Source organism: Mesorhizobium sp. M7A.F.Ca.US.008.03.1.1 (assembly GCF_003997495.1).
Classification (GTDB): domain Bacteria; phylum Pseudomonadota; class Alphaproteobacteria; order Rhizobiales; family Rhizobiaceae; genus Mesorhizobium.
The window spans coordinates 210,938-233,737 of the sequence record NZ_RZRU01000001.1; the positions used below are offsets into that span (position 1 = coordinate 210,938).

General features: G+C 61.8%; 16 protein-coding genes. 6 read left to right on the forward strand and 10 right to left on the reverse strand.

The window, feature by feature from the left end; genetic code table 11:
• Positions 1 to 75 precede the first annotated feature (75 nt).
• Both EOA16_RS00965 and EOA16_RS00970 read left to right on the forward strand, forming a co-directional pair.
• Complete coding sequence (locus EOA16_RS00965) at positions 76 to 1,176, forward strand: OmpA family protein (RefSeq protein ID WP_127254901.1); 1,101 nt, start codon at positions 76 to 78, stop codon at positions 1,174 to 1,176.
• 7 nt (positions 1,177 to 1,183) lie between these two features.
• Positions 1,184 to 2,428: a caspase domain-containing protein gene (locus EOA16_RS00970; RefSeq protein ID WP_245455814.1), complete on the forward strand. Its 1,245-nt coding sequence runs from the start codon at positions 1,184 to 1,186 to the stop codon at positions 2,426 to 2,428.
• A 44-nt stretch (positions 2,429 to 2,472) separates the two neighbouring features.
• On the opposite strand, the gene EOA16_RS00975 is transcribed toward EOA16_RS00970, so the two are convergent.
• Positions 2,473 to 3,066: a hypothetical protein gene (locus tag EOA16_RS00975; protein ID WP_206517296.1), complete on the reverse strand. Its 594-nt coding sequence runs from the start codon at positions 3,064 to 3,066 to the stop codon at positions 2,473 to 2,475.
• Between the two features lie 190 nt (positions 3,067 to 3,256).
• Here EOA16_RS00975 and EOA16_RS00980 point away from each other — a divergent pair, with 190 nt between their 5' ends.
• Positions 3,257 to 3,793 (forward strand): OmpA family protein, encoded by a 537-nt coding sequence (locus EOA16_RS00980; protein ID WP_127254906.1) that lies wholly within the window; start codon positions 3,257 to 3,259, stop codon positions 3,791 to 3,793.
• A gap of 40 nt (positions 3,794 to 3,833) precedes the next feature.
• On the opposite strand, the gene EOA16_RS00985 is transcribed toward EOA16_RS00980, so the two are convergent.
• The 8 genes from EOA16_RS00985 to tagH form a co-directional block, all read right to left on the reverse strand.
• Positions 3,834 to 5,588, reverse strand: coding sequence for a caspase family protein (locus tag EOA16_RS00985; protein ID WP_245455815.1), 1,755 nt, complete (start codon positions 5,586 to 5,588; stop codon positions 3,834 to 3,836).
• 89 nt (positions 5,589 to 5,677) lie between these two features.
• Positions 5,678 to 8,071, reverse strand: a complete 2,394-nt coding sequence (locus EOA16_RS00990) for a M23 family metallopeptidase (protein WP_127254908.1) — start codon at positions 8,069 to 8,071, stop codon at positions 5,678 to 5,680.
• Positions 8,068 to 8,478 (reverse strand): DUF1036 domain-containing protein, encoded by a 411-nt coding sequence (locus tag EOA16_RS00995; RefSeq protein ID WP_164754079.1) that lies wholly within the window; start codon positions 8,476 to 8,478, stop codon positions 8,068 to 8,070. The genes EOA16_RS00990 and EOA16_RS00995 overlap by 4 nt, the downstream gene beginning before the upstream one ends.
• 105 nt (positions 8,479 to 8,583) lie before the next feature.
• The gene (locus tag EOA16_RS01000) at positions 8,584 to 11,055 is read right to left on the reverse strand and encodes a serine/threonine-protein kinase (protein WP_127254910.1); all 2,472 of its coding nucleotides are present in this window, start codon (positions 11,053 to 11,055) and stop codon (positions 8,584 to 8,586) included.
• Positions 11,052 to 11,834 (reverse strand): protein phosphatase 2C domain-containing protein, encoded by a 783-nt coding sequence (locus tag EOA16_RS01005; RefSeq protein WP_127254912.1) that lies wholly within the window; start codon positions 11,832 to 11,834, stop codon positions 11,052 to 11,054. Before EOA16_RS01005 ends, EOA16_RS01000 begins: the two co-directional genes overlap by 4 nt.
• A gap of 159 nt (positions 11,835 to 11,993) precedes the next feature.
• The gene (gene tssM / locus EOA16_RS01010) at positions 11,994 to 15,557 is read right to left on the reverse strand and encodes a type VI secretion system membrane subunit TssM (RefSeq protein WP_127254914.1); all 3,564 of its coding nucleotides are present in this window, start codon (positions 15,555 to 15,557) and stop codon (positions 11,994 to 11,996) included.
• A 22-nt stretch (positions 15,558 to 15,579) separates the two neighbouring features.
• Positions 15,580 to 17,091 carry a type VI secretion system protein TssL, long form gene (gene tssL / locus EOA16_RS01015; protein ID WP_127254915.1) on the reverse strand — a complete coding sequence of 504 codons (1,512 nt, stop codon included), beginning with the start codon at positions 17,089 to 17,091 and terminating at the stop codon, positions 15,580 to 15,582.
• A 298-nt stretch (positions 17,092 to 17,389) separates the two neighbouring features.
• Positions 17,390 to 18,442 carry a type VI secretion system-associated FHA domain protein TagH gene (gene tagH, locus EOA16_RS01020; RefSeq protein ID WP_127254917.1) on the reverse strand — a complete coding sequence of 351 codons (1,053 nt, stop codon included), beginning with the start codon at positions 18,440 to 18,442 and terminating at the stop codon, positions 17,390 to 17,392.
• Between the two features lie 248 nt (positions 18,443 to 18,690).
• Here tagH and tssI point away from each other — a divergent pair, with 248 nt between their 5' ends.
• From tssI to EOA16_RS01035, 3 genes are read left to right on the forward strand one after another with little or no spacing between them, the layout of a single operon-like run.
• Positions 18,691 to 21,015, forward strand: a complete 2,325-nt coding sequence (gene tssI, locus EOA16_RS01025) for a type VI secretion system tip protein TssI/VgrG (protein WP_127254919.1) — start codon at positions 18,691 to 18,693, stop codon at positions 21,013 to 21,015.
• Positions 21,016 to 21,026: 11 nt separating this feature from the next.
• Complete coding sequence (locus tag EOA16_RS01030; RefSeq protein ID WP_127254921.1) at positions 21,027 to 21,452, forward strand: DUF6484 domain-containing protein; 426 nt, start codon at positions 21,027 to 21,029, stop codon at positions 21,450 to 21,452.
• Complete coding sequence (locus tag EOA16_RS01035) at positions 21,452 to 21,793, forward strand: hypothetical protein (protein ID WP_127254923.1); 342 nt, start codon at positions 21,452 to 21,454, stop codon at positions 21,791 to 21,793. Before EOA16_RS01030 ends, EOA16_RS01035 begins: the two co-directional genes overlap by 1 nt.
• 33 nt (positions 21,794 to 21,826) lie before the next feature.
• Here EOA16_RS01035 and EOA16_RS01040 read toward each other — a convergent pair whose 3' ends face one another.
• Positions 21,827 to 22,777, reverse strand: coding sequence for a hypothetical protein (locus EOA16_RS01040; protein WP_127254924.1), 951 nt, complete (start codon positions 22,775 to 22,777; stop codon positions 21,827 to 21,829).
• Between the last annotated feature and the right edge of the window lie 23 nt (positions 22,778 to 22,800).

Sequence of the window (22,800 nt, forward strand, 5' to 3'; positions counted from 1 at the left end):
GCCAACCAGTCGCAAGTGCTCTATGCTCCCGCCAGGTGTCGTGTCGATACGGTGGTCCTGGGCAGGGGGCGTTCCATGTTCGAAGTCGTCGCATTCTGGTGGGAGACGAGGCTGAAAGGCCCCGTCACCCGGGGTCTTGGCCCTGTCGTCGCGCTATCCGGCTTGCTGCTGTTCGGATCGCAAACCGCCAACGCCGTGCCGAACTGGACGCTTGATCCCACAGCTTCAGTCATCACCTACCAGTCGGTGAAGAAGAACACGATCGTCGAGACAAACAAGATCAGGAACATCACCGGCACGCTCAGCTCGGCGGGTGATGCCAAGGTCACCTTCGACCTCAATTCGGTTGATACCGGCGTTGACCTGCGCAATGTCCGCATGCGCTTCCTGTTTTTCGAGACATTCAAATACCCGACGGCCGAGCTGACAGCGAAGGTGGATCCCGCCGCATTCGCCGAACTCGCGACAAAGCGCAGGGTGAAATCAACGCTGCCTTTCCGTCTCAATCTGCACGGCGTCGACAAGGACCTCGAGGCCAGCATCGTCGTCACCATGATCAGCGACACCATGGTGTCGGTCGCTTCGGAGGCTCCGGTCGCTGTCCATGTCGAGGAATTCGGCCTGCTGCCGAACGTCGACAAGCTCCAGCAGGCGGCCAACGTGACCAACATCGTGCCCACCGCGTCGGTGTCGTTCGACTTCGTCTTCACCGCCGACGGCAGCAAGCCAGCCGCCACCCAAACCGCCGCGGCGAGTCCGGCCGATGTCGGCCCGGTTGCCACCGATGCCGCGAAGGCGAACTTCAGCGACGAGGAATGCCTGAACAGGTTCGCCGTGCTCTCGCGCACCGGCGCCATCTACTTCCGGCCGGCCAGCGCGCGGCTCGATGCGAAGAGCCGGCCGTTGCTGACGGAGGTCGAAGGTGTCGTCGGCAAATGCCCAAGCCTGAAGGTCGAGGTCTCCGGCTATACCGATTCCGATGGTTCGCCGGATGCAAACAAGCAACTGTCGGAGCGGCGCGCTCAGGCGGTTGCCGACGCCCTGATTGCCGCGGGCATTCCGCGCAACCAGATCAGTGCCGCCGGCTATGGCGAGGAGCGACCGGTTGCCGCCAACGATTCGCCCAAGAACAAGGCGCTCAATCGGCGGATCGAGTTTTCCGCTACCAAGCTCTGAGGTTGCGGTGAGGTCCGATCTGATCGCCCGTTGCGGTGGCCTCTTTCGCACCGCCGGGTTCGCGGCGCTCGCCTTGCTTTTGACTTTGACGGCCGCCAGTGCCGAGCGCCGTGTCGCGTTGGTCCTCGGCAACGCCCAGTACCAGCACGCGGCGCCGCTCGCCAATCCGGTGCGCGACGCCCAGGCCATGGCCGAGCGCTTGAAGAAGCTCGACTTCGAGGTGGTTTCAGGCTTCGATCTGACCAAGCCGCAGACGCAGGCGACGATCGCCCAGTTCGCAAAACAGGTGCGCGGTGCCGACATCGCGCTGTTTTTCTACGCCGGCCACGGCTTGCAGGTTGCGGGCAAGAACTACCTGCTTCCTGTCGACGCCGCGCTGGAGGACGAAACGTCCCTCGACTTCGAGGCCGTGCCGGTTGATTTCGTTCTACGCCAGATGTCGCGGGAGACCAGCATAAGGCTGGTGTTTCTCGACGCTTGCCGCGACAATCCCCTCGCCGAGGTGCTGGCCAAGACCGCGGGCGTCAATGGCGCAAGCAGCGGCCTTGCCGAGATTCCGATAGAGAACGGTGGCGCCGGCACGCTCGTCGCTTTCGCCGCCAGCCCCAATCAACTCGCCTATGACGGGTCGAGCGAACATTCGCCTTTCACCTCGGCGCTCCTCCAGCATATCGGTGAATCCAACGTCTCCATCACCGAGGCTATGAACAGGGTCACCAGCGACGTCTTCAAGGCAACCGCCGGCAAGCAGCGCCCCTGGATCAACGTTTCGCTGACCACGGAGGTCGTTCTGCACAAGGTCGATCTCAATGCGCCGTTGATCGTGGGCGAGGCGAGCGCACCTCAGACCGAAGGCGGCTCCGAAGCGCGCAACACCGGCGCGGCAAGCGCACCGGGCCAAAGTGCCGATCAGCTTGCGCTCGATGCGCTGCGTCAGAAGATCCCCAGGCTGGCTTCGGACGATCCGATCTTTTTCGACCATCCGATCGATTTCGGCGATCCGGCAATCGACGGCAAGAGCATCGCCCAACTGATCAAGGGCAAGCCCCTGTTCAGCCCGGTGGAGGGATTGGACAAGTCGGTATGGGAGGGCAAGCACTGCGACGGCTGCCATGAATGGGACGAGGCACGGCTGTGCGAACAGGCGAAAAATTTCGCCGCCAACGATACCTCCGTCTTGCGCCTGCAACATCCGCTTGGAACACGCTTCAAGGTGGCGCTTGCCAAATGGGCTCAAGGTGGCTGCAAGTAAGACAGGACGATGATGGCATCCGCCCGGTTTCGTCGGGACAGGTTCTAGTAGGCATCCGCCGATTGGCGTGGCGCCTCGATCTCGGCCATCTGGATACCCATTTCGACAAACGCGGAAAGAACGGCAAAGCGGTCCGCGAGTGCGACACGCGCCAGCCCGGCCAGAACACCGGCATTGACTGCATGGGCGGCAGCAAACGGCTGCAAGGCCGATGGTGCTTCTGCGCCTACAACAGATACGCCAGCAACAGAACCATTGTCACGCCATCCCGCCGCCAGGGCAATCCAGGCGCCGGGCGTTGTCGGTGACGTTGCCTCTGCCTGGCTCACTGCGGCGCGATGGCGGGGGCTGCCCGGTTCACCGACCCAGTCCCGAACATGGGCGAGCAACTCGTGATCCGTCCCATCGAGCAACTCGCTCAGATGGCTCAGGCATTCATGCGCCCACCAGACCGCGGCCCGATCGGGAAGCAGGTAGGCACAGAACGTGATCGCCTCCTCGGGAACGCGCCCGGCGAGCAGGCCGCGGCAAAACTCGATCGACGGCTGTTCGGTTGGCAGCGTCCTCATCTCCCGGGCAATAGCGGGACAGGCCATGAAGAGATCCCGTGCCGTCTTGAATCGAAGCCCATTGGCCATGACCGCCACGCTTTCATCGAGGAGATTTGGCCACTCAAGCCCCAGGCGAGGCGCGGGTCAAGTCTCTACCGGTGACGCTGCAACAACTGCGGGCACCGCCGTATCCCCGGCGTTTATCGACAGACAATTGCCCCGGAGTTTGGTATGATCCCCACCATCGAAATCAGATGCTCAAACAGGAGTAACCGCTATGCAATGGGGCAGTTCAGCCTTTATGTTGGCGGTCGTGTTTTTCTCGACCCACGCTTCCGCCGATCCCGTTCAGAAATCAGAAGACATCGTGAAGTTCTTTACCGGAGCGGCCGACCTCGGCAAGTCGCGAGGAATTTGTGTCGGCACCGAGGAGGAGTGCAAGAGCAAGAGCAAGGCGAAAGACGCGCCCGGAGAAAAATCCAGCCTCGATATGCTGATCAATTTCGGGTTGGATTCGGCCGAGCTCGACACCACTGCGCGCTCTGAACTCGGCGAGTTCGCCAAGGCGCTGAAGGACAGCCGGCTGAGCACGTTCAACTTCGTCGTCGAAGGTTTCACCGACGCCACCGGCACGGTGCACTACAATGAAGGTCTGTCGCAACGGCGAGCGCAATCGGTTGCAGCCTTCCTGACAGCCAGCGGTATCGAGCCTGCCCGCATCAATGCGATCGGCATGGGCGAAAAGAACCCACGCAGTCCCAACCCGTACGATCCCCTTAACCGCCGCGTGGAAATGCGGATAAAGACGCAATAGCGCGCGCTGCTGCGTACCGCCAAAATTGCGCCGCCGGCGGTCAGTTCTTGAGCACGCCGCCGACAGCCACACCGGTGCCGAAGATCAGCGCCTTGGTGAGGAAGTCGTTATTGTCCCTGGCTGGCGGAAGATCATCCTCCTGCACCACGATCTCGCGGTTGCGCCGCTTCTGAACGACCTGTTGTTGTTTGCGCGGTTTTTTTACCAACGGTCTCGGGGTGCGGACCTTCTGTGCCACCTGCTTTCTCGGCTGGGTCGCACGGGCCTGATCGGCGGCATATCTGGCGCGCACCGCTTCCATCATCGGATCTGTCTGGATCACGAGGAATGCAAGTTGCTCGCGTGTCAGATAGGTGGTCTGCGGCAGGCCGTTCTTCTCTTGCCAGACGCCGATCGCCTGACGGGTCTGTGGGCCTATGTTTCCGTCGACGCGGCCAAGCTCGTTGCCCAACGCTTCGATGCGCAATTGCAGATCGATGCGACCCTGGCGATCAAGGCCTATCGCACTTTCGGTCAAATCGGTGCCCGGTGTTTGCTTCACCTCGTCGGGAATGCTCACCGAGGTGCGCACGGCAGAGCCGGAACTGGCGTTGGCCTGGTCCGTATCGAGTGCCGCGACCTGCCGATTTTGGGCTTGCGGGTCGTTCAATTCATCAATGTTCAGCCGCGCCACCGTAGCGAAGCGGCCGTTTGGGAACTGGTCGAGATAAGCCTCATAGAACGGCACCGAGTTGCGCTTGGAGGCTTCATCCCAGAGCCGCTGCTCGACTTCCCAGGACGGAGGATCGCTGGCGACAGGAGCAGGAGCGGATGTCGCTGCGGCGTTCGATGCGTCGGCCACTGGTTTTACGGCAGGCTCCGCCGCCGCGACGGGTTTTCCAATGAACACCTCGCGTCCCAGCGATGCGTTATGCCACGGCCTCTGGCGCCCTTGCGTGGTTTCGGTCACCTCGCCGCGCACCCGGGTCAGAGCGCTCTGGATTTCGACGCCGGGTTCGGTCAGGTGCCGGGCGAGCGCAGTGGAGTAGGGACTATCGACCCCGTTGCCATCGAAAGCGATGGCGCCAGGATCCGTTGCATAGGCAATCAGGAGGCCGCCGGTGCCGATGCCGTCTGATTTTGCTTCCACTGGCGCCAGCCCGGTGCCCAACGAGGTAGAGCGGCTTTTCGGCAGTGAGGCCGCCAGTGTCCTTGCCAGCGGATTGTCGCGGCAGGCATCGAGGATGATGACGCCAATCGCCGGGTCAGGTGGCAACGCAGCCATGAAGTCGTCGATCTGAATGGTCCGGGTCTTGAGATAGGCCGGCGAGCTCAATTCGGCGTCGACCGGTATCAGGTAGTTCTTGCCGTCGACCTGCATGCCGTGGCCGGCATAGAAAATAACAGCGAGGTCCGCGTCGTAGGATTGTTCGGTGAACCGGCTGATGAGGCTGTGCATGCCTGCATTGTCCTGGTCGACCCCTTCGATAACCTCAAAGCCGGCATTGCGCAGCGTCGATGCTATGAGGTGCGCGTCGTTGGCGGGGTTGGGCAAGGTAACCGCGTGAACATACTTGCTGTTGCCGATGACCAGCGCCACGCGCTTGGCGTCGGGCACGGGCGCCTCAGCGCTGAACGCGGCAAGGACAAAAAAGAGAAATCCGCTCAGAAAGACGAAGAACGCTTTCATGGACCAGTCCTCCGCCCACCAGGGCGCACTGTTGATGTCTGCGCATGCTAAATTTCGTCGGCGACTTGGTCGCCTATGCCAAATGGCTCTTGAGCCTATGTGATCTCGACCGCGGTCCTGGTTCACAAAGAGCTCGAAAAAAGTCGCACATAGTAACACTTTGCGGCAGGAACACCAATGTTCCGGCCGCGAAACTCATGAACCGCGGGGCAGGTTCAAAGGGTGCTCTGGATCGAGCCAATGACGGCCGTGACGGCTTGTTTGTATTTTTCGAACTCTGGCGATGTCTGACGGATTTCCGTCGTGCTCGTTGTCTGCTGGCTGGCGTCGGTCGCTACTCGAACAACCTTCTGGCCCATTTTCCTTTCCGCCCAATCCACGACATAGCCGGCGGTCTTGCCTGTGAGGAAGGGGTTGGCTTGAATGACGGCGGAGCCGAGCACGGCGCTCAATTGCGCCGAACCCGACGCCGCCAGCACCTGATGCGCGCCTTCCATGCCCAGGAAATGGCAGAGATAGAGCCGACCGGCCGTGATTTGATGGCCGCGTGCCCGAAGATAGGCTTCGCCTTCCCGCGCCAGATTTCGCACCATCTCGCGCGAGATCGTGGCGTCGTAGCGTAGGGCAAGCAGGTCGGCGGTCGACAGCGTTCGTGCAAGTTCAGGGCGATAGGTGGTCATCATCCGGATCCAGGTCTTGGTTATGAACTGGCCGGCGCCGGTCGCTGAAGAGTTTGGGTTTTTGGCGCGGGCGCTGCCGCCGCTTTCGACATGAACGATACGGTCGGTCAGCGTTTCGACGGCGACATCGCCGGAATTGCCAGAATTGCCGGTATCATAGCTGGCGACCGTGGTCACCGCCCCCAGCGGATCGATCGCCTCGCCATTCTGATAGAGTTCGAAATGCAGATGCGGTCCGGTCGACAAGCCGGTGGTGCCGATATAGCCAATGATGTCACCGGCCTTCACCTTGGTGCCGATACCGCTTGCGATTGCGAATTTCTGCATATGCGCGTAGCGCGTCTCGCGTCCGTTGGCATGCGCAATCTTGACCAGGTTGCCGTAACCGCCGCCGTCGCCCTGGAAGGTGATCTCGCCGTCGAAGGCGGCTGCGATCGGCGTACCCACGGGGGCCGCCCAATCAACGCCCTTGTGGATGCGAACAACGCCCAGAATTGGATGTTTGCGTGGGCCGAAGGTGGACGTCATGACCCCGTTGACCGGCGTGACCATGCCGTTGGTGACCGTCAGCGACCGAACCTGATCGTCGCCGGTAACGCATGCAAACTGACTGTCACTCTGCTGGAAGACAAAGCATTCGAGGCTCTTTTCAGTACCTTGCACACCGACATACAGCACGCGTCCGTCGGTCTCGCTCTTGCCGCGCGGTGTTTGCGAATAGATCAGGACAAGGCGCTGGTCCTCGCTGGCAAAGGCGTCCAGGTCCTGTCCTCTCGACAGGTACATGATCGCTTCGCCGATCACCCCGGTCGGAACTTTGTTGCGCGCCGCCGTCGAATAGATTGCGTCGAGCAGGCGATATTGCCGCTTGTGCGTGCCTTCCTCCGGTGCGCCCGAATAGTTGAACAGATCCTCGCGGACCCAGGGATCGACACCCGATACGAAGGCGCCCGCGGCGTTGCGCGTCAGCGTGCCGACAAAGACGTTCTTGGCGTAGATCGACACCTGCATGAGTGACATTGTCGTCGTCTCACGCGTCGGCCTGAAGCCACGCATGGCGACGACATCACCGGGTTCCAGGCCTTCCCGGTTGAAAAGTGCCTTCAGCGCTTCGCCCGCCAGCCTGGCGTCCTCGGCGGAGAAATGGGCATCGAGCGCAACGCTGTCCAGGCTGCGGTCATTGAGGATTTTCACGAACGTGTCTTCGGTCGCCTCGAACCGCTGATATTCGTTCGCGACGGTTGCGACACTCGTGTTGTTTTCGATCTGCGTCTTCTGGAATGCGGGGAGGGCTGCCTCGCCGGCATCGATTGTTTCACCCCAGCCGGCTTCGGGATCGTCGGTCCTCGTCTGCTGTCCCGCGGCAGCCGGAGCCTCGTTGGGGGCAGGCGGGGCCTGTAGATCGTTCTGCAGGTCTCCCGTCGGTGGCTGAAGATCGTCCTGCAGATCGTTGGACGGCGGCGGGGCGGTCTGCCGCTGCGCCTGGAAGAATGCGAAGTCCTCCTGTGTCGACGGTATCGTCGTCATGAATTTTTCGCTGGCGCTGAGCATCACATCCGACAGGATTTCGATCTGTGGGGACACACCAGCCTGATCCAGCTCCGCCGGCCTCGCGATCGCATGGCCTTTCGACGTGGTGTCGGCGTCGGGGGCAAGGGTGATCCACATCGGATCTCCGGCAAGGTCGATGATGGCAGGCACATAGACCGATGCGTCGGCCGGCACATCGTCCACCCCTTCGACCGCGTGAAGGTCTTCGTCTTCGTCGCCGAACGACCAATAGTCGTAGGTGCGGTAGAAGCCCACGGCGATCGACAGCACGACAGTCGCGGCAAGGCCTGCAAGCAGCCGGCGCCAGAGCTTGCGCCTGCGAAGCGCAAGGCGCGCCTGCTTCTTCTGCTTGAAGCTCGTGTCGATACTGTGCGTCACGGGCTGCTTCCGGTCAGGAAGAACGTCCAGCGCACCTGTTCGAGTGTATCCACCTCTAAAAATTGCGCCGCGATATGGCCGCGCTGCCAGCATTCGTCGATGCCGCGGATCGAGAACCGTCGCCGCTCGATACACATTTCGGTCGATCCGCTGAGGATCGCGTGGCCAAACACATCGGTGGCATAGATGTAGATGTAGCGGTTCGTCAGCTCCTCGCGGATGACGTTCACGCATTGATTTGCACCGATGGTCCACCAGCCGTCGGTCTGGTCCGCATTGTCGATCTTCTGCCCGACCGCGAGATTGACGACGTCGAGCGTCTGGTTGCAGACCGTGAATTCGGCGCGTGCTTCGCCGCATGAGAGCACGGCCAGCAGGACGGCGCTCGAGATGACCGCAAGCTTCATGCGGCCCATCAAGGCGAGCAAGGCTCGAACAAAATCACGCTGCTCTATGGGCAGGTCGGCGGACGAGTGGGGCAAACACGAGCAGCGTTCCATCGGGCGCCCATGCTATCCGCCGAGCCGGAAATACTTGGCAGTGGCTGAGAACTGAGACCCGTCGGTCTCGATTTCCTCGAGAATTTTGGGCAGCAGCACCGAGGCTGGCGTCGGCGTGGAGACTGCGGCAGCCTCAATATCCTGGGGTCCCGTTATAACCATGATGATCTGCGGCACTGCCTTTCCCGCGGCCTTGTCGGCGGCGCCGAGTCCAATCGGAATGCTGAAGGTAGCCTTGTCCGATTGGGCGACGATGCGGTCGTCGAGATTGAACACCATGCCCTTGTGATCGATCAGCAGCATGCTGGAAATGAGCCCGCCGCGCGTCACCAGCGTGCCGCTGATCGGCGTACCGTTCGGCACCGATGTCCGGTCGAGAACAAGCTGCGGCTTGTCGGCGCCAGTCTGCCCCAGAAAGCGCAGAAAATTGGTGACCTCGCATTGGCTCGGCTCAATGAGACGGACGCTGATGTCCGGCTCGACATGGAATTTTGCCTGGAAATCGCCCAGCATCCGTTCGAATGGCTGGACCGCCGTTCCAAAGCCTTCGATCGCGGCGGCCGTGTCGGTTGACGAATTCATGGTCGCATAGAAACAGTCGCCGCCGCCGAAGTCGCGAACCCAGGAGACGCGCTGCGCGATGTCGTCGACGGCCGGGGGAACCGCTGGTTTGGGTACGTTCAACGCGACGACAGGTTGGTCCGGCTGCTTGGTTGCGGGTGACACCGCCTGTTGGCTCTCGGCGTTCGCGGCATCCGTCTGGCTTGCAGTGGGTTCGGCCGCCGGCGCGACCACCTTGGGCACCGCCGGCTGGCTGATCCGCGGTTCGGGCTTTTGGCTCTCCACAACCGCCGGCTGGGCCGGCGATGTCTTTTCGGACGGCTGCTGCGCGTCCGTTGCCGATGATTTCGGGGGTTCCTCGGCTTGCGTGGGGACGGTGGGCTTCGCCGGCTCCGGCGTTTGCACGGCCTTGGCATCTGCCTGGCTTCCAGCTGGCGGCAGGCTCGCTTCTGTTTGCGGTTGCGCTTCTGTTGCCGGCGGCTTCGCGGGTTCCTCGGTCTGCGAAGGGAGTTCGGCCGGCTTGGCCGGCTGCGGCTTTTGAGCCGCAGCCGCATCCGGCTGGTTCTCAGCCGGCGGTAAGCTGGCCTCTGGCTGCGCAGGCGGAACTGGCTTTGCTGGCTCAGGAGCGTTCGCGACTTTGTCCGTGGGGGTCGGCTTTGACGTTTCCGGTGCAGGCTTTGATGGCTCGGGTGCGGAAAGCAATGCCTTGCCGGGAGTCGGCGTCGCAGGCGTCATGAAGCCGCTCAGATACAGGCCCGCACCTGAGGCGACTGCCAGCGCCGCCAGTGCAGCGATCGCGATGGTTCGGGTCTTCGTGGATTTTCCGGGGACATTGCTCGTGCCCGTGCGCGGCGGGCTGGGGACGGCCTGAGGCAACGGTTTGGACAAATGCGCTGGCCGGACATGCGGAACGAAGCCCTGCTCGCCCGGGCCCGTTGCCGCCGGCGCGTTGTGCCCCGCGACATTGGATGGCTGGGGCTTGGGATCAGGAGCAAGGGTTTGCTCGGCTGGTGGCAAAGCCGGCCGGTCGCGGGGTGTCCTGGATGGGGGCGGTGTTGTCGCTTCGTCTTCGCCGCGCGTCATCCTGGCGATGTCAGCCATGCTGACCGGCCGGTCTTGCGGATCCGGCTGCAGCATGGCTTCGACAATGCCGCGAAAATCGTCGTCGATGTCTGAGAGATCAGGAACGGTTCGACGCTTTTCGATGATCTCGTACTGTGATCCGCTCATGTCGATCGGCTTGCCGCGCAGGGCGGCAGCCAGCACCAGCCCAAGGCTGTAGATGTCGGACTGCTCGCTGACGTCGCCGCTGTACAGCCCGAGCTGTTCGGGTGAAACGTAGTTGTATTTTCCCGCGAACTTTCCGCCGATCAGCGTCTCCCCGCCCACCGTCGCCGATCGCGCGATGCCGAAATCGATGATCTTTGCGCGGTCCACCCGGCCCCCCGGCAGGATGATGTTGTCGGGCGAAAGATCGCGATGGATTGCTCCAGCCTGATGCACAGCGGCCAGGCCGGATGCGAGGCGATGACACAGCTTGCGCACCTCTTCCGTCGGCATCGGCCCACGCCGCATGATGTCGAACAGCGACTCGCCGTCGACGAATTCCATGGCGAGGTAGGGACGGCCGATGCCGGGATCTATGGTGAAGACGTGGTAGCGCACGACCGCGTCATGCGACAGGTGATTGAGGATCGAGGCCTCCTTGCGGAACAAGGACAGGATCGTCTGGTCACGGGCAAACTCGGGCAGCACGATCTTGATCGCGACGTGGTCGCCGGTCTGGATGTTGTGGCCGCGATAGACCTCGCCCATGCCGCCAAATGCGATCCGCTCGTCAAGTTCGTAGATGCCGCTGAGCTGCGTGCCGACCGCGGTGTTGGCCACCTGCGGCGATATTCGCGTCTTGTCGTCGGCGCTCATCGGCCTCTGCCCTCCGCTCTGGACAGATCAGGGTGGAGCGATTGTCCATTGCGCCCGGTTCCGATCTTCACCAGTACAATGGTGACATTGTCCGTTCCGCCCCGCGTCAGCACCGTTTGCAAAAGATATTCGCAGGCCGCCTGAGGCGTTGCCGACACCACCGCGGCCTCGATCTCCGCATCAGTCACATGTGCCGTCAGCCCATCGGTGGCGAGCACGAAAATGTCCCCCGGCATCAGTTCGCCCTGCTGGAAGTCGATGACGAAGTCATCGCTGACGCCGACCGCATGCGTGATGACATTGCGGCGTGGCCAGGTGAGCGCCTCGGCCGCGCTGATCATGCCTCGATCCAGCAGCTCCTGCACTTCGGTGTGGTCCTTCGAAATCTGCGAGATCGCGGCGTTGCGGATCAGATAGACTCGGCTGTCGCCCGCCCACAGGCAGGCAAACCGTCCGTCCATCGCCAACAGGGCCGCGATCGTGGAGCCGATCGTGATGCCGCGCGATTCCGATATGCTGCGGATTTCGGCATTGGCCCGGCTCAGCCTGTCCTCGAAACGCGCCCGCAGGTCCGGAGCTGAGCTTGCGATGCCGATCGTGGCCAGGTGGTCGACAATGCTGGCCGAGGCGACCTCTCCGGCCTCATGCCCGCCCATTCCGTCCGCCACCACCCAAAGGCCGGTTCGCGGCTCAAGCAGGTAATTGTCCTCATTGTGTTCGCGGACACAGCCCTTGTGGCTCACGCCGAAACTATCAAAGGGAAGGGCGACATCGCTCACCTTGCCACCAAACGCGTCTCACGCGTCCTCTGAGGCGCACTCCCGGGCGCCCGCTCACACCAGTCTGCCACAGGCTCGGCCATTAAAGTATCGAAATTAAGGTCCGGGCGCCTGAGGCTCCCGAAGGGAGTCACCGCATTGAAAAGTTCGAAGCCCATCTCAAAACGCCTTCGGACAGCTGAATCCGGAAAGTGCCGGAAGCAGGAACGGGTTGGGGCCGGAGCCGGCCTGGATCGTATAGCTGACGTCGCGCCCGCCGATCACGAAGCGCGCTTGGACATTGTCGTCGGTGCCGGTGATGGTCGCCTTGTCCATTAGCCGCTTCAGCGCCCACGGCCCTTCAAACTTGATGGTGGATTCGCGGCCTGGCATCTCCGGCGTCAGGCTGAGACTGGCGGATCCACTGGCCGCTCCGCTCGGCCAGGTCACGGTGCTCGGCGTGCTGCCCGCCTGGTTGCTCTGCACGGCCTGGCCGTCGACATCGAGCACCGCCGCATCGGCATCGCCATGCAGTGAGAACGGCGTGAAGGTGATGCTGGCCGAGGGCGTCGAACCGCCTTGGGGAAAGAAAGCGCTGCGGATTTCGGCCGCCTGCTGGAAGCTTTTCAGCGTCGATTTCGACAGGTCGCGGCCGAAGCGCGCATCCTGTTTCCAGCTCCAGTCCTGGCCACTCATGTCGATCAGCGATGCGAGGTTTTGCGCAAAGAACCGGTCCAGCAGCCCGCCCGGTGCGAACAGTTTCGCGAAATCCGCCATCGCCACATCCTCGGTGCCATTGCCGGCGAAAGGATAACGGCCGTTGACGGCCGCCTCGCAAGGCGCCGTGACCGCCTGGTCGAGCAGCTGGTTCAAATTCGCCACCGAAGTCTCGGCGACGTTGCCTTCGAATTCGTCCGCCGTCGCATTGACCATTCTGGCGAGTGGCTTGGGCAGGCGCGAGGAATTGGCACGAAGTGTGGCGATCTGCAGCTGCAGATTGGCGTTGACGCGCTCCGTCTGCGACGGCACGTCGGTCGCCAGTTGCAGGCTCTTGTAGATGTCGCGGAAATTCTGGGTCAAGGCATCGATCGGGCGGCGCCCGGCAGGACCGCTCACCAAGGTCTGGAACGACCTGTACTGAGCTTCGATGTTGCCCCCGGGGCTCTGGTTTTGCGCCGCCGCGGATCCCGGGCCGGCACGGCTTTGCGATTTTCCGGTAGCTATTTGTATGCCGATCCGAGCCAGACCCCCGGCCATCTTGGTGGCGTCTTGCGACTGGCCTTGAACCGTGTCGGCTTCAACCCCGGTGGCTGGCTCCTTGCCAGAAGCAGCGCCCCGCGTAAGGGCAGTTTCGGCGGTGATCGCCGTAAACAGCTGTTCGATTGGCGAGGTTGGCGATGCGACGGCGGAAACCGCGATATAGTGCGGCTTGTCCTTCAGCATCGCTTTGAATTTCAACCCATCAAGAACGCTGTTCCACGCGGTTGCGAACTCCTTGCCGTAGCGATCGAGGAGCTCGGGGCCGAGCTTAAGCAACTCCTGATCGATGCCGCCCTGTTCGCCGCCGCCGCCAAGCACCCACTGGTCGTCGACGAGCATCTGCGCAATGCGCGAGAGCTGTCCGAGATAGAAACGGTTGAAGCCGGCATAGGTATAGAGGCCTGGAACACGAAGGCCCGACAGGTCGCCGCCATCGACACGCTCGAATACCAGCGGCGTTTCCGGTCCGCCCTTCACGGAAACGGAGAAATCGTCCAGCGCTGCCGAATATACCGCCGACTTGATCAAGGCGGAGGCGCGGTCGGCAAGGCTCATGCGCCCGAGCGAGCGCTGGGCCGCCTCGACGAGCGGCTGGTTCAGTTCGAAAACCGGATCATAGGCGTCGTCCAGGGCAAGCATGGCGCGCAGGTGCTTTTCGAGTTGCTCGCGTCCCTCGCGGTTGTTTTCGCCTGGATAGCGGTTTTGTTCCCAATCCTGCTTCATCCAGGAAACGATCAACGCATCGTCGACCTTCGGCGCCTTGCCGCCAAGCATCAGATAGATTTTCAACGGCTCGTAGAGCGCGGCGGGATCGGCCATCTTGGTCTGGATCGTCCGCTCGGCCTGGATCAGCAGGCGCGATCGGAACATGCGCTCCAGCGCTTGCCGGTAGGCGGTCCTCGAGGCCGAAAGCAGTCTCTCCCGCTGGCTGAGGCCAAACGTCTCCCCGATCGGTGTCGGCGCGGCCCCGGTTTCGAACCCGGCCGGCAGATCACGCAGCTGGTCGAGCGGACCGATGACGTTTTCGAGGTCCACATCGGTAACCTTGGTGCTTTTGAGCAGCGCATCCGCCGTCGTGCGATACTGGCCCATGGCTTGCGTGGTGGAGGCGATCAGCGACCTGTTGGCAGTGAAGCTCAGGGCCAGGGTGCCGAGGGCCGCCGCGGCGATCAACGTGATGGCGCTAAGCCCGGCAAATCTGGCGATCGCTGCCCGCCTTGCCGCCGATTTGTCGTACGAGACCCATCCGGATTCAGCGAAAATGACGCTTGTCAGCAGATCATGCAAAAAGAAGCTTTTGCCGGTTCCCGACAGATGGGAGCAGGAATTGCTGCCGAAGGTGCGGCCGATCGCGCCCAACACCTGATCGATGGGCGTTCCCTCTTGTGTGCCTGACGAGAAATAGAGCCCCCGCAGGCTGGCATTCACCTGACTGCGGCCCGGATCGAACAGGCCGGCGATAAAATTCGCAATTCGGCCCTTCATCGCGCCAAACTGCGCCGGGAAGCCAAAGACGGATATCCGCGCGACCGGGTCAGCCTCTTCCTGAAGTCGATCAGGCATCTCCTCGACCAGACGTCTTGCCAGTGCATCGAATTCGGCCGGCGCCTCGGCGGCCATGTTCTTCGTGCGATCGCTGGTCTGGAATGTCGCGCCCCAGACCTTGCGCCTGCGCGTCTCGTCGAAACCGCCGAAATAGTCCATGAAGCCGACAACAAGATCGGCCTTGGTGAACAGCAAATACACCGGAAACTGGATTTTCAGCGTCTCGTGGATTTCCCGCAGACGACTGCGTATCTCGACGACATGAGCGTCAAGCTGCTGATCGTCGAGGCCGATGAGATCGGCAAGGCTGATCGCCAGGATGACGCCGTTTATCGGTTGCCGTGTGCGGTATTTCTTGAGCAGCGACAGGAAGGCGAGCCAGCTCTTGCTGTCGCTCTGGGCGTTGGAATCCTGCGTCGTGTAGCGTCCGGCGGTGTCGATCAGCACGGCCTGGTCGGTGAACCACCAGTCGCAGGCGCGTGTTCCGCCAACACCGGCGACCGGCTGGGCATCACCCGAAACGGCCAGTGGGAAATTCAGGCCGGAATTGACCAGTGCCGTTGTCTTGCCTGCGCCGGGCGGCCCGATGATGATGTACCAGGGGACGTCATAGAGGAAATTGCGCTTGCCGCTCGATCGTTTAAGCGCGGCGATCGCCTCGTTCATGCGCGCCTCGAGCACCTGCGAGTCGGCATCCCTGTCGTCGTTGCGGGCAGCGGCCGTCTCCAGCGCCTTTTGCGCCTTGCGCATCCGCCAGAAACGCAATCCGTAGAAGAGCGCTACGGCCGCCACGATCACGCCAATGATTGCCGCACGAAGCCAGACAGGCCCGAGAGGACGGCTATCGGAAAAGCGGATCAATGGTCCGGCAAACCACACTGCCGCCGAAAAACCGGCCAGCGCGATCATGCTGAAGATCCGCAGCAGCCAACGCGTCATCGGCGCTTCCAACCGGCCGTGCTCACAATGTTTCCTCCTTGGCGATCATCACATCGACACGGCGGTTCGTGGCGCGGCCTTCCGGTGTTGCATTGTCGGCGATCGGCTCGTCCTCGCCCTTGCCGTCGACGGTCAGTCGCGAGGGATCGCTGAACTTTGGCGCCATCATCGTTTCGACGGCCTTCGCCCTGGCCACGGATAGGTCGAAGTTGGACTTGAACGGGCTCGATTTTCGCGGCTTCACATTGTCCGTATGGCCAACGATCCTGATTGGCCCGCGCTCGGGTTCCAGGGCGGCTGCGATATCAGCGGCTATGGGCTGGAACTCCGGTTTCGCATCGGCTCGGCCGGACTGGAACAGTAGGAGATTGTTGATTTCCACGACGATGAAGTCGCCCTTCGTGCCGATGGTCAGCCCGCCGGCTTCGACTTCCTTGGCCAGTGCCGAGCGGATGCGGTCGATCTGTGTGGTCGCGGCTACGGGTGCGGAGACTTTCACCGGCTCAGCCAACGGCGCCACGCTGGCGCGCTCGATGGCGATCGGAGTCGATGGGTTGAGTGCCAGCAATTCACCGGCGGCGGCGTCGCCTTCATTGGTAATGGAGACCCGCAGCGCGAAGAACGCCGCAGTCAGCAGTGCTGACGCCGCTGCCGCAACGGCCCAGATTGGCAGGCGTGTCGACGATTGAGTCATCGTTGCCGCCAGGCCGCGCCAGCGAGGCGAGATGTCCTCGTCCGCGCGAGGCTTAAAATAGCGAAGCGTTTCGTAGACGTCGCGCCGGACGCGTTCGAGATTGGTGTCGTCGCGTGTCAGGCCGCGATACTGGCCCTCGAACCCCAGCGACAGGCAGACATGCATCAGTTCGAGCAGATCGCAATGCGCCTCCGGGCTGGCCAGGATCTTGTTCAGCGCTTCGAAAAAGCCCGTGCCGGTGGGCTCGACGTGGAAGAACTGCGACAGCATGCTGTGCTGCGCCCAGGCGTCCTTGCGTGGCCAGGGCAGGTTGTCGATGAGATCGTCGGCTGTTTCGCACAGGGCAAATTTCGCAATCCGCGCATCCTCTTCGGCAACGCGTGCTTTCTCCAATGCCCTGTCGAATCTATCGATCGCCTCGGTGATATGTTCGGCCAACGGTTCCGCTCGTCTCTCGACGGAGATAAGCCTGAGTTGGCCGAACAGCATCAGCAACGGTGCGGCCGCGGCAAGGATCGGGTTTGCCGCGGAATATCGGACACTGTCGGTGACGTTGAGCAGGGTCTCCTGCCGCAGAGCCGACGTCGGCGCCGCTAGGGAAGCACCGCTTCCTGCCGCCACCGACGGAGTTCCCTGATAAATCACGGTCCCGGACGTCCAGCCCGGCGGGGTATGCCGGCCGACGCCGGGATCGAACACAGTCGATTCCTTGATATGCGATGGTTGTCCGTCATCCCCGGCGGGCTCCGGAGGGACCGGCGCTGGCTTTCGCTCACGCGGTGGCGTGGCGCGAATGACGGTCTTGCCCGCCGGGCCGAAAGGATCGTCCTTCGAGCTCATCGCCGATCGTCCGTCCGCGCGCGGCGCCCGCATTCTCGCCGGACAGGCGCAAAGCCGTTCGCGGTCAGGTAAAGCAAACGCGAGCCTTGCGGGCCAGGGCAGTGCCCGCAGGAAGGTCGGCTACATCGTGCTATCTCGCCGTAAGATGACATTGTCGCGACCCCCAGGTCGATCAGCCTTACCCGCTTAGCGAATTGTCGTATGCGATCGTAATCTCAGAAACTCTCGATTGGAACCGGATGCCGCGCACCGAAGAGGTTGTCTTCGTCGGCGGCAGCGCCGCGGCTCCCTGAAGCGCCTATTTCTGCTTGTCGGCCTTGGCATAGGCTTCGCTGAAATAGGCCAGGAATATGTCCAACATGCCGTTCTCGTGTGCTTCCTCCATGGTTCGCCAGGTCGCGACAAAAGCGTCCCAGGCCTGGCTCTTTTTCGACGAGAACGACGTCGGCGGAAGCTTTCTTCCGATCGCTTCGGGAGACAGGTCGTCAAGCAGCCGCGACAGCGCGGCCTGCATGGCGGCATAGGTGGCGAATTCGTGCGTCTTGAGATCGCGGAAGGCATCTTCGATGCTACGCTTGGCATCGAGATAGCCGGCTCGGCGCCGTGCGAACATGATTTCGAGGATGTCGTCGGTTCCCGGAACGAACTTCAGCGGATTGTTGTCGGCGGCACTGATCATCGTTCGCGGTGTGCTCTTGGCCAGCATCTTCGCCGCCGCGCGTGCCTTCAGCAGCAAGGTCAGTTCCTCGACCACCATTCGCAGCACCGCACCGATTTCGGCGGCAACTTCATGCGGGTCGCGCGATTGCAGCAATTCCGGCGAAATGCCGGCTCCGGTCGCGATTTCGCTCAGCACTTCGTCCCTGGTCGAGGGCAGGGGCGGTTGCGACGGGAACGTCGACGCCGCAACGCGCTGCCCGGACCGTTGCTCCGTGGGATCGAAAAACCTCCCATCTCCGAATTCCAGCGAGCGGCCTGCCGCGAGCGGCATTTCCCGCTTCATCGAACCGTGGCTAGGATGACCCGTCGCGGCGCGCTCCTCGACGATCGACACGAAGATGACATAGCGGCCGATCAGCATCCGGTCGCCGTTGACCATCTGATGCGGGCCGGTCATGCGCTGGCTTGAACCGTTGATGTAGGTTCCGTTGCGTGAGACGTCGTGCAGCCAGAACGCGCCTGCCTCGTAGCGGATTTCGCAATGCCGGCCCGAGATGAACTTGTCGGGGTCCGGTAAGATCCAGTCGCAAGCATCGCGTCCGATCTCGAAGCTGCGATCCTGCGCCGCGTAACCGGTCGGGATGCCCGGAGGCAAGGCGTCGACATTGTTGATTTGCAGACTGATGTACATCCAGGATCGCCGTCGAACACTGACCGATACTCCACATTCTAGCAGTTTGCACATCCAACAGGACAGCGGCGTTTCGAGGCGATGCATGGACAGGTTAAGGTTTTCCGCGGGCGTCCCTCTTTGGCCAGCGGGACAATATGTGGTAGGCTCAACATGGCCTGGGGCGGCGGGCCTGAAAAGTTCCTGATGAGATGGCGGGAACTTCAAATCCACCGCGCCGGCGGCCGCGTCCAGGAGGGGCACGACCCATGCCGAACGAACGTGCCACGGTTGTGCAGACACCGGTCGGCGCCGAGCTGACCTTCACGCATCTTGTCGGCCGCGACGAGATCAGCCGCTGCTTTGCCTATACGGTCGGGTTCGTCGGACCCAGTTCCGACATCGACCCGGCGAAGATGCTGGGGGGCGGGGTTTCGGTCGAAGGCGAATCCGATCCGAAACGGTGGTTCAGCGGCCTTGTGTCCGAATTTCGCCTGACGCGCATCGAGGACCGGCTGGCCTACTACGAAGCGGTCGTCAGGCCTTGGCTCTGGTTTCTCGGCAACACCACCGATTGCCGGATCTTTCAAAACATGACCGCGGTCGAGATCGTCGAAAAGATCTTCTCGAAATACGGAACGGCGAAATTCGAGAAGCGGTTGCAAGGGTCGTACCCGTCGCGCGAATACTGCGTGCAGTACGATGAGAGCGATCTCGATTTCGTGCAGCGCCTGCTCGAGCACGAAGGCATCTTCTATTTCTTCGAGCATGACGAGGGCAAGCACACGCTCGTTCTGTGCGACGCGATGAGCAAGCTGAAGCCGGCGCCGGGCTACGAGAAGATACCTTATAATTTCGAGGGACAGGGCTCGCGGCGCGACGTCGAATACATCACCGAATGGATTCCGGGCAGTTCGGTGCGGCCGGGAGCCTATGCTCACACTGACTATGATTTCAAGAAGCCGGGCGCCGATCTGATGGCGAAGTCCGCCCAGCCGTTCAGCCACAAAGAAGCCTCCGGCGAGAATTATCGCCAGCCAGGGGCACATCTTGATGTCGGACGCGGCGACACCCTGGCCGGTATCCGGCGCGAGGAACTCCAGGCCGTGCACCAGCGCATCACCGCGGTCGGAACCGTGCGCGGCCTCCATTCCGGCTGCACCTTCAAGCTGGAAAGCTTTCCGCGCGATGACCAGAACCAGGAGTATCTGGTGGTCAGCGCCGAATACAGGCTGTTCGATCCCGGCTACAGAACCCAGAACGAGGCCCACAGCGAGAATTACAAGGTCGTGCTGGGTGTCGCGCCAACTGCCTTACCCTATCGCCCTCCGCGGATCACGGCGCGGCCGATCATGCGCGGGCCGCAGACGGCGACGGTGGTCGGGCCTTCAGGCGAGGAGATATTCACCGACAAATATGCCCGGGTGAAGGTGCAGTTCCACTGGGACCGCCTGGGCAAGAAGAACGAAAACAGTTCCTGCTTCGTGCGTGTCTCGCAGACCTGGGCCGGCAGCGGCTGGGGCTTCATCCAGATACCGCGCATCGGCCAGGAGGTGATCGTCGACTTCCTCGAAGGCGATCCCGACCTGCCGATCATCACCGGCAGAGTCTACAACGCCTCGCAGATGCCGCCTTACGGCTTGCCGGGCAACGCAACGCAATCGGGTTGGAAATCCAACTCCTCGAAAGGCGGCGGCGGTTACAACGAGCTGATGTTCGAGGACAAGGCCGGTTCCGAACTGGTCAACTTCCAGGCGCAGAAGGACCACAACCTTCTCATCAAGCACGACCGCACCAAGCTCGTCCAGCACGACCAGTCCGACCGCATCGACCACGATGCCAAGCATTCCGTCGGCCACAACCTCGACGAGGACGTCGGCAACAACAAGACGGTCAAGGTCGGCGTCGACCAGACCACGAATATCGGCTCGAATGACACCGAGACGGTGGGCAAGAACCGGTCGCTGACGGTGGGGTCAAACGAGACGATAGGCATCGGTTCGAACTCGACGGAGACGATCGGCTCCAACCACTCGCAAACCGTGGGGATTGTCCAGACGGTGACTGTTGGCGCTGCCCGCATCGATACGGTCGGCGCGTCCGAGACACGAAGCGTTGGCGGCCCGCAAGAAAATACAATCGGTGCGACACGGTCGGTCACGGTCGGCGCGGCGCAGAGCCATACGATAGGGGCCAGCGACAGCTGGAACATATCCGCCAGCCAGAGCATCGAGATCGGCGCGGACCAGGGCATAAAAATTGGCGGCGCCCAGATGGCCGAGATCACCAAGACCCGCAAGACAGAGATAGGCGCCGACGACAGCACACAGGTGGCGGGCGCACATGAGCTGAAGGTCGGAAAAAAGAGCCTGGTCCAGATCGCCGACGACTCGGCCTTCAACGTAGGCAAGAATTATACGCTTGAGGCGAAGGACTCGATCACGCTGAAGTGCGGAAGTGCGGAAATCATCATGAAGAAGGATGGGACGATCAACATCAATGGCAAGGATATTTCCATTGATGCTTCCGGAAAGATCAGCGGCAAGGCATCCGGCGATATCAAATTCAAGGGCAGCAAGATCCACCAGAATTAGAGGGACGAAGCATGGCCGAAGTTCGTGATCGCATCGATGGTGTCGTGATCGGCATTTTCCTGGGATTTGACGACACATCGCCGCTGGTGGTCTTTCCTGGAAACCCTGTCGAGACAGCGATCGCCGCGCGAAGTCTGACCAAGCTCGACGCCAGCATGATCGGCGCTGAAGTTGCGCTGCTCTTTCAGGAGGGCGATCCCTTGCACCCGCTGATCGTGGGTAAACTTGTGGAGCCTTCGCGTCGGGCTCACGCGCAGCAGATCGTGCGCGACGGTGAATTGGTCCACATTGTCGGCAATGAGCGCATCGAACTGCGTTGCGGCAAGTCCGTAATTATCATGGAGAAGGATGGCCACATCACCATCCGGGGAACCTATGTCACCAGCCACGCCAGCGCGGCCAATCGAATCCGCGGCGGCTCCGTGAATCTGAACTGATGCCGGCACCAATCCTTTACGAGATCGTGCGGCAGCATGTGGAACAGGCAGCCTTCCTGTGGACGGTGTACCATTACCATTTGCTGCATCCTGATGAAAACCCGGACATGGATGATGAGCGCCTTGCGAGGTTGATAGAGCGCCTTGAAGCGTTTCTCGATGGAGCCAGGGTCGCGGGTGAGGCCGGCCGAAAGATCGCGCAACAGCGCTTCGAAGAATTCCCGGAAGCGGGAGAACTGTTCGTGGTTCAGATGCTCTCCGCTCATAAGCCGATCCGCATCATCGACCTTGATCTTGCCAAGGTGCAGCGCTTTATCGAAGTCAATTTGGGAAAGGCCTGAGGCGACCCTCCACGGGTAACGTCCCGAGGCAGACTATTCCGATCTTTCGAGGAGTTCGGGAGGCACAGGCATGAGGGTCCAGCCCGTGCCGTCGTGGCGAGCCAAGCCTTCACGATCGAAGTACCAGATGATGCCTTGCTTGACCTCGATGTTCTTCGGGCTGCGATACTCGGCGGGCAGGGGTAGGGTGTCCAACAGGTTCAGCTTGGTGTCGAATATGAAGATTGCTGTCTTGCCCAACACGTAGAGTTTCGAGCTGTCGAAGCGGATACGGAGGAACTTCTCGAGTAAACCTTCGACGGAGGCGTCCTCCATCGTGCCAGGTCCTGTTCCCGTAACAATAGTACCGCCGCCGCCCACGGCAACAAGCCGCGATGCGTCCACAAAGACAAGATCATACAAGGACTGATTGTTTGGGAGTTCTGCCTGGCCCCATTCCCCGTCGTTGTAGAAGTAGAGGCAACCTCGCGCGGCATGCTTGGGGCGGCTGTGGGTGTATCCGCAGACCGCCAGTTTGTTCGGGCTGATCGCGGCGATGCCCTCCAGGAAATTGTTTGCCATCCCATCGACGTCACGCTCGCAAATCCGGACCCATTCATCCTTCCTTGGTCTGAAATAGACTTGGGAACCGTCGCCGCAAACATAGAGGATGCCCGCTTTTTGGGTGATGCCAAGCGTCGAGCCGAGATCCTCGGCATCCTCGCTGAGGACGCCGGCACCGGGGATCTTTTCGTAGTCCACGTCCTCGGTAAGAAAGTAGAGGTCGCCCTCATTGGTCAGAGCGACGAACACATTCTCGTTGTCGCTCTCGAATGGGTAGGCGCAGACGGAAACGACTGTTCGCGGGATGTCGACATCCGCGACCTGTTGCTCTGTCGTGTCCTGAAACATGAGGAAACGCGAATACGGATCCTCGTCGTCGAGCTCGGTTGGGACCGCGGCGATAAGATCTGGAGCAATGTAGCCCGATGCTCGAATCTTCATCTGCGTACTCCTGGCGTGTCGGT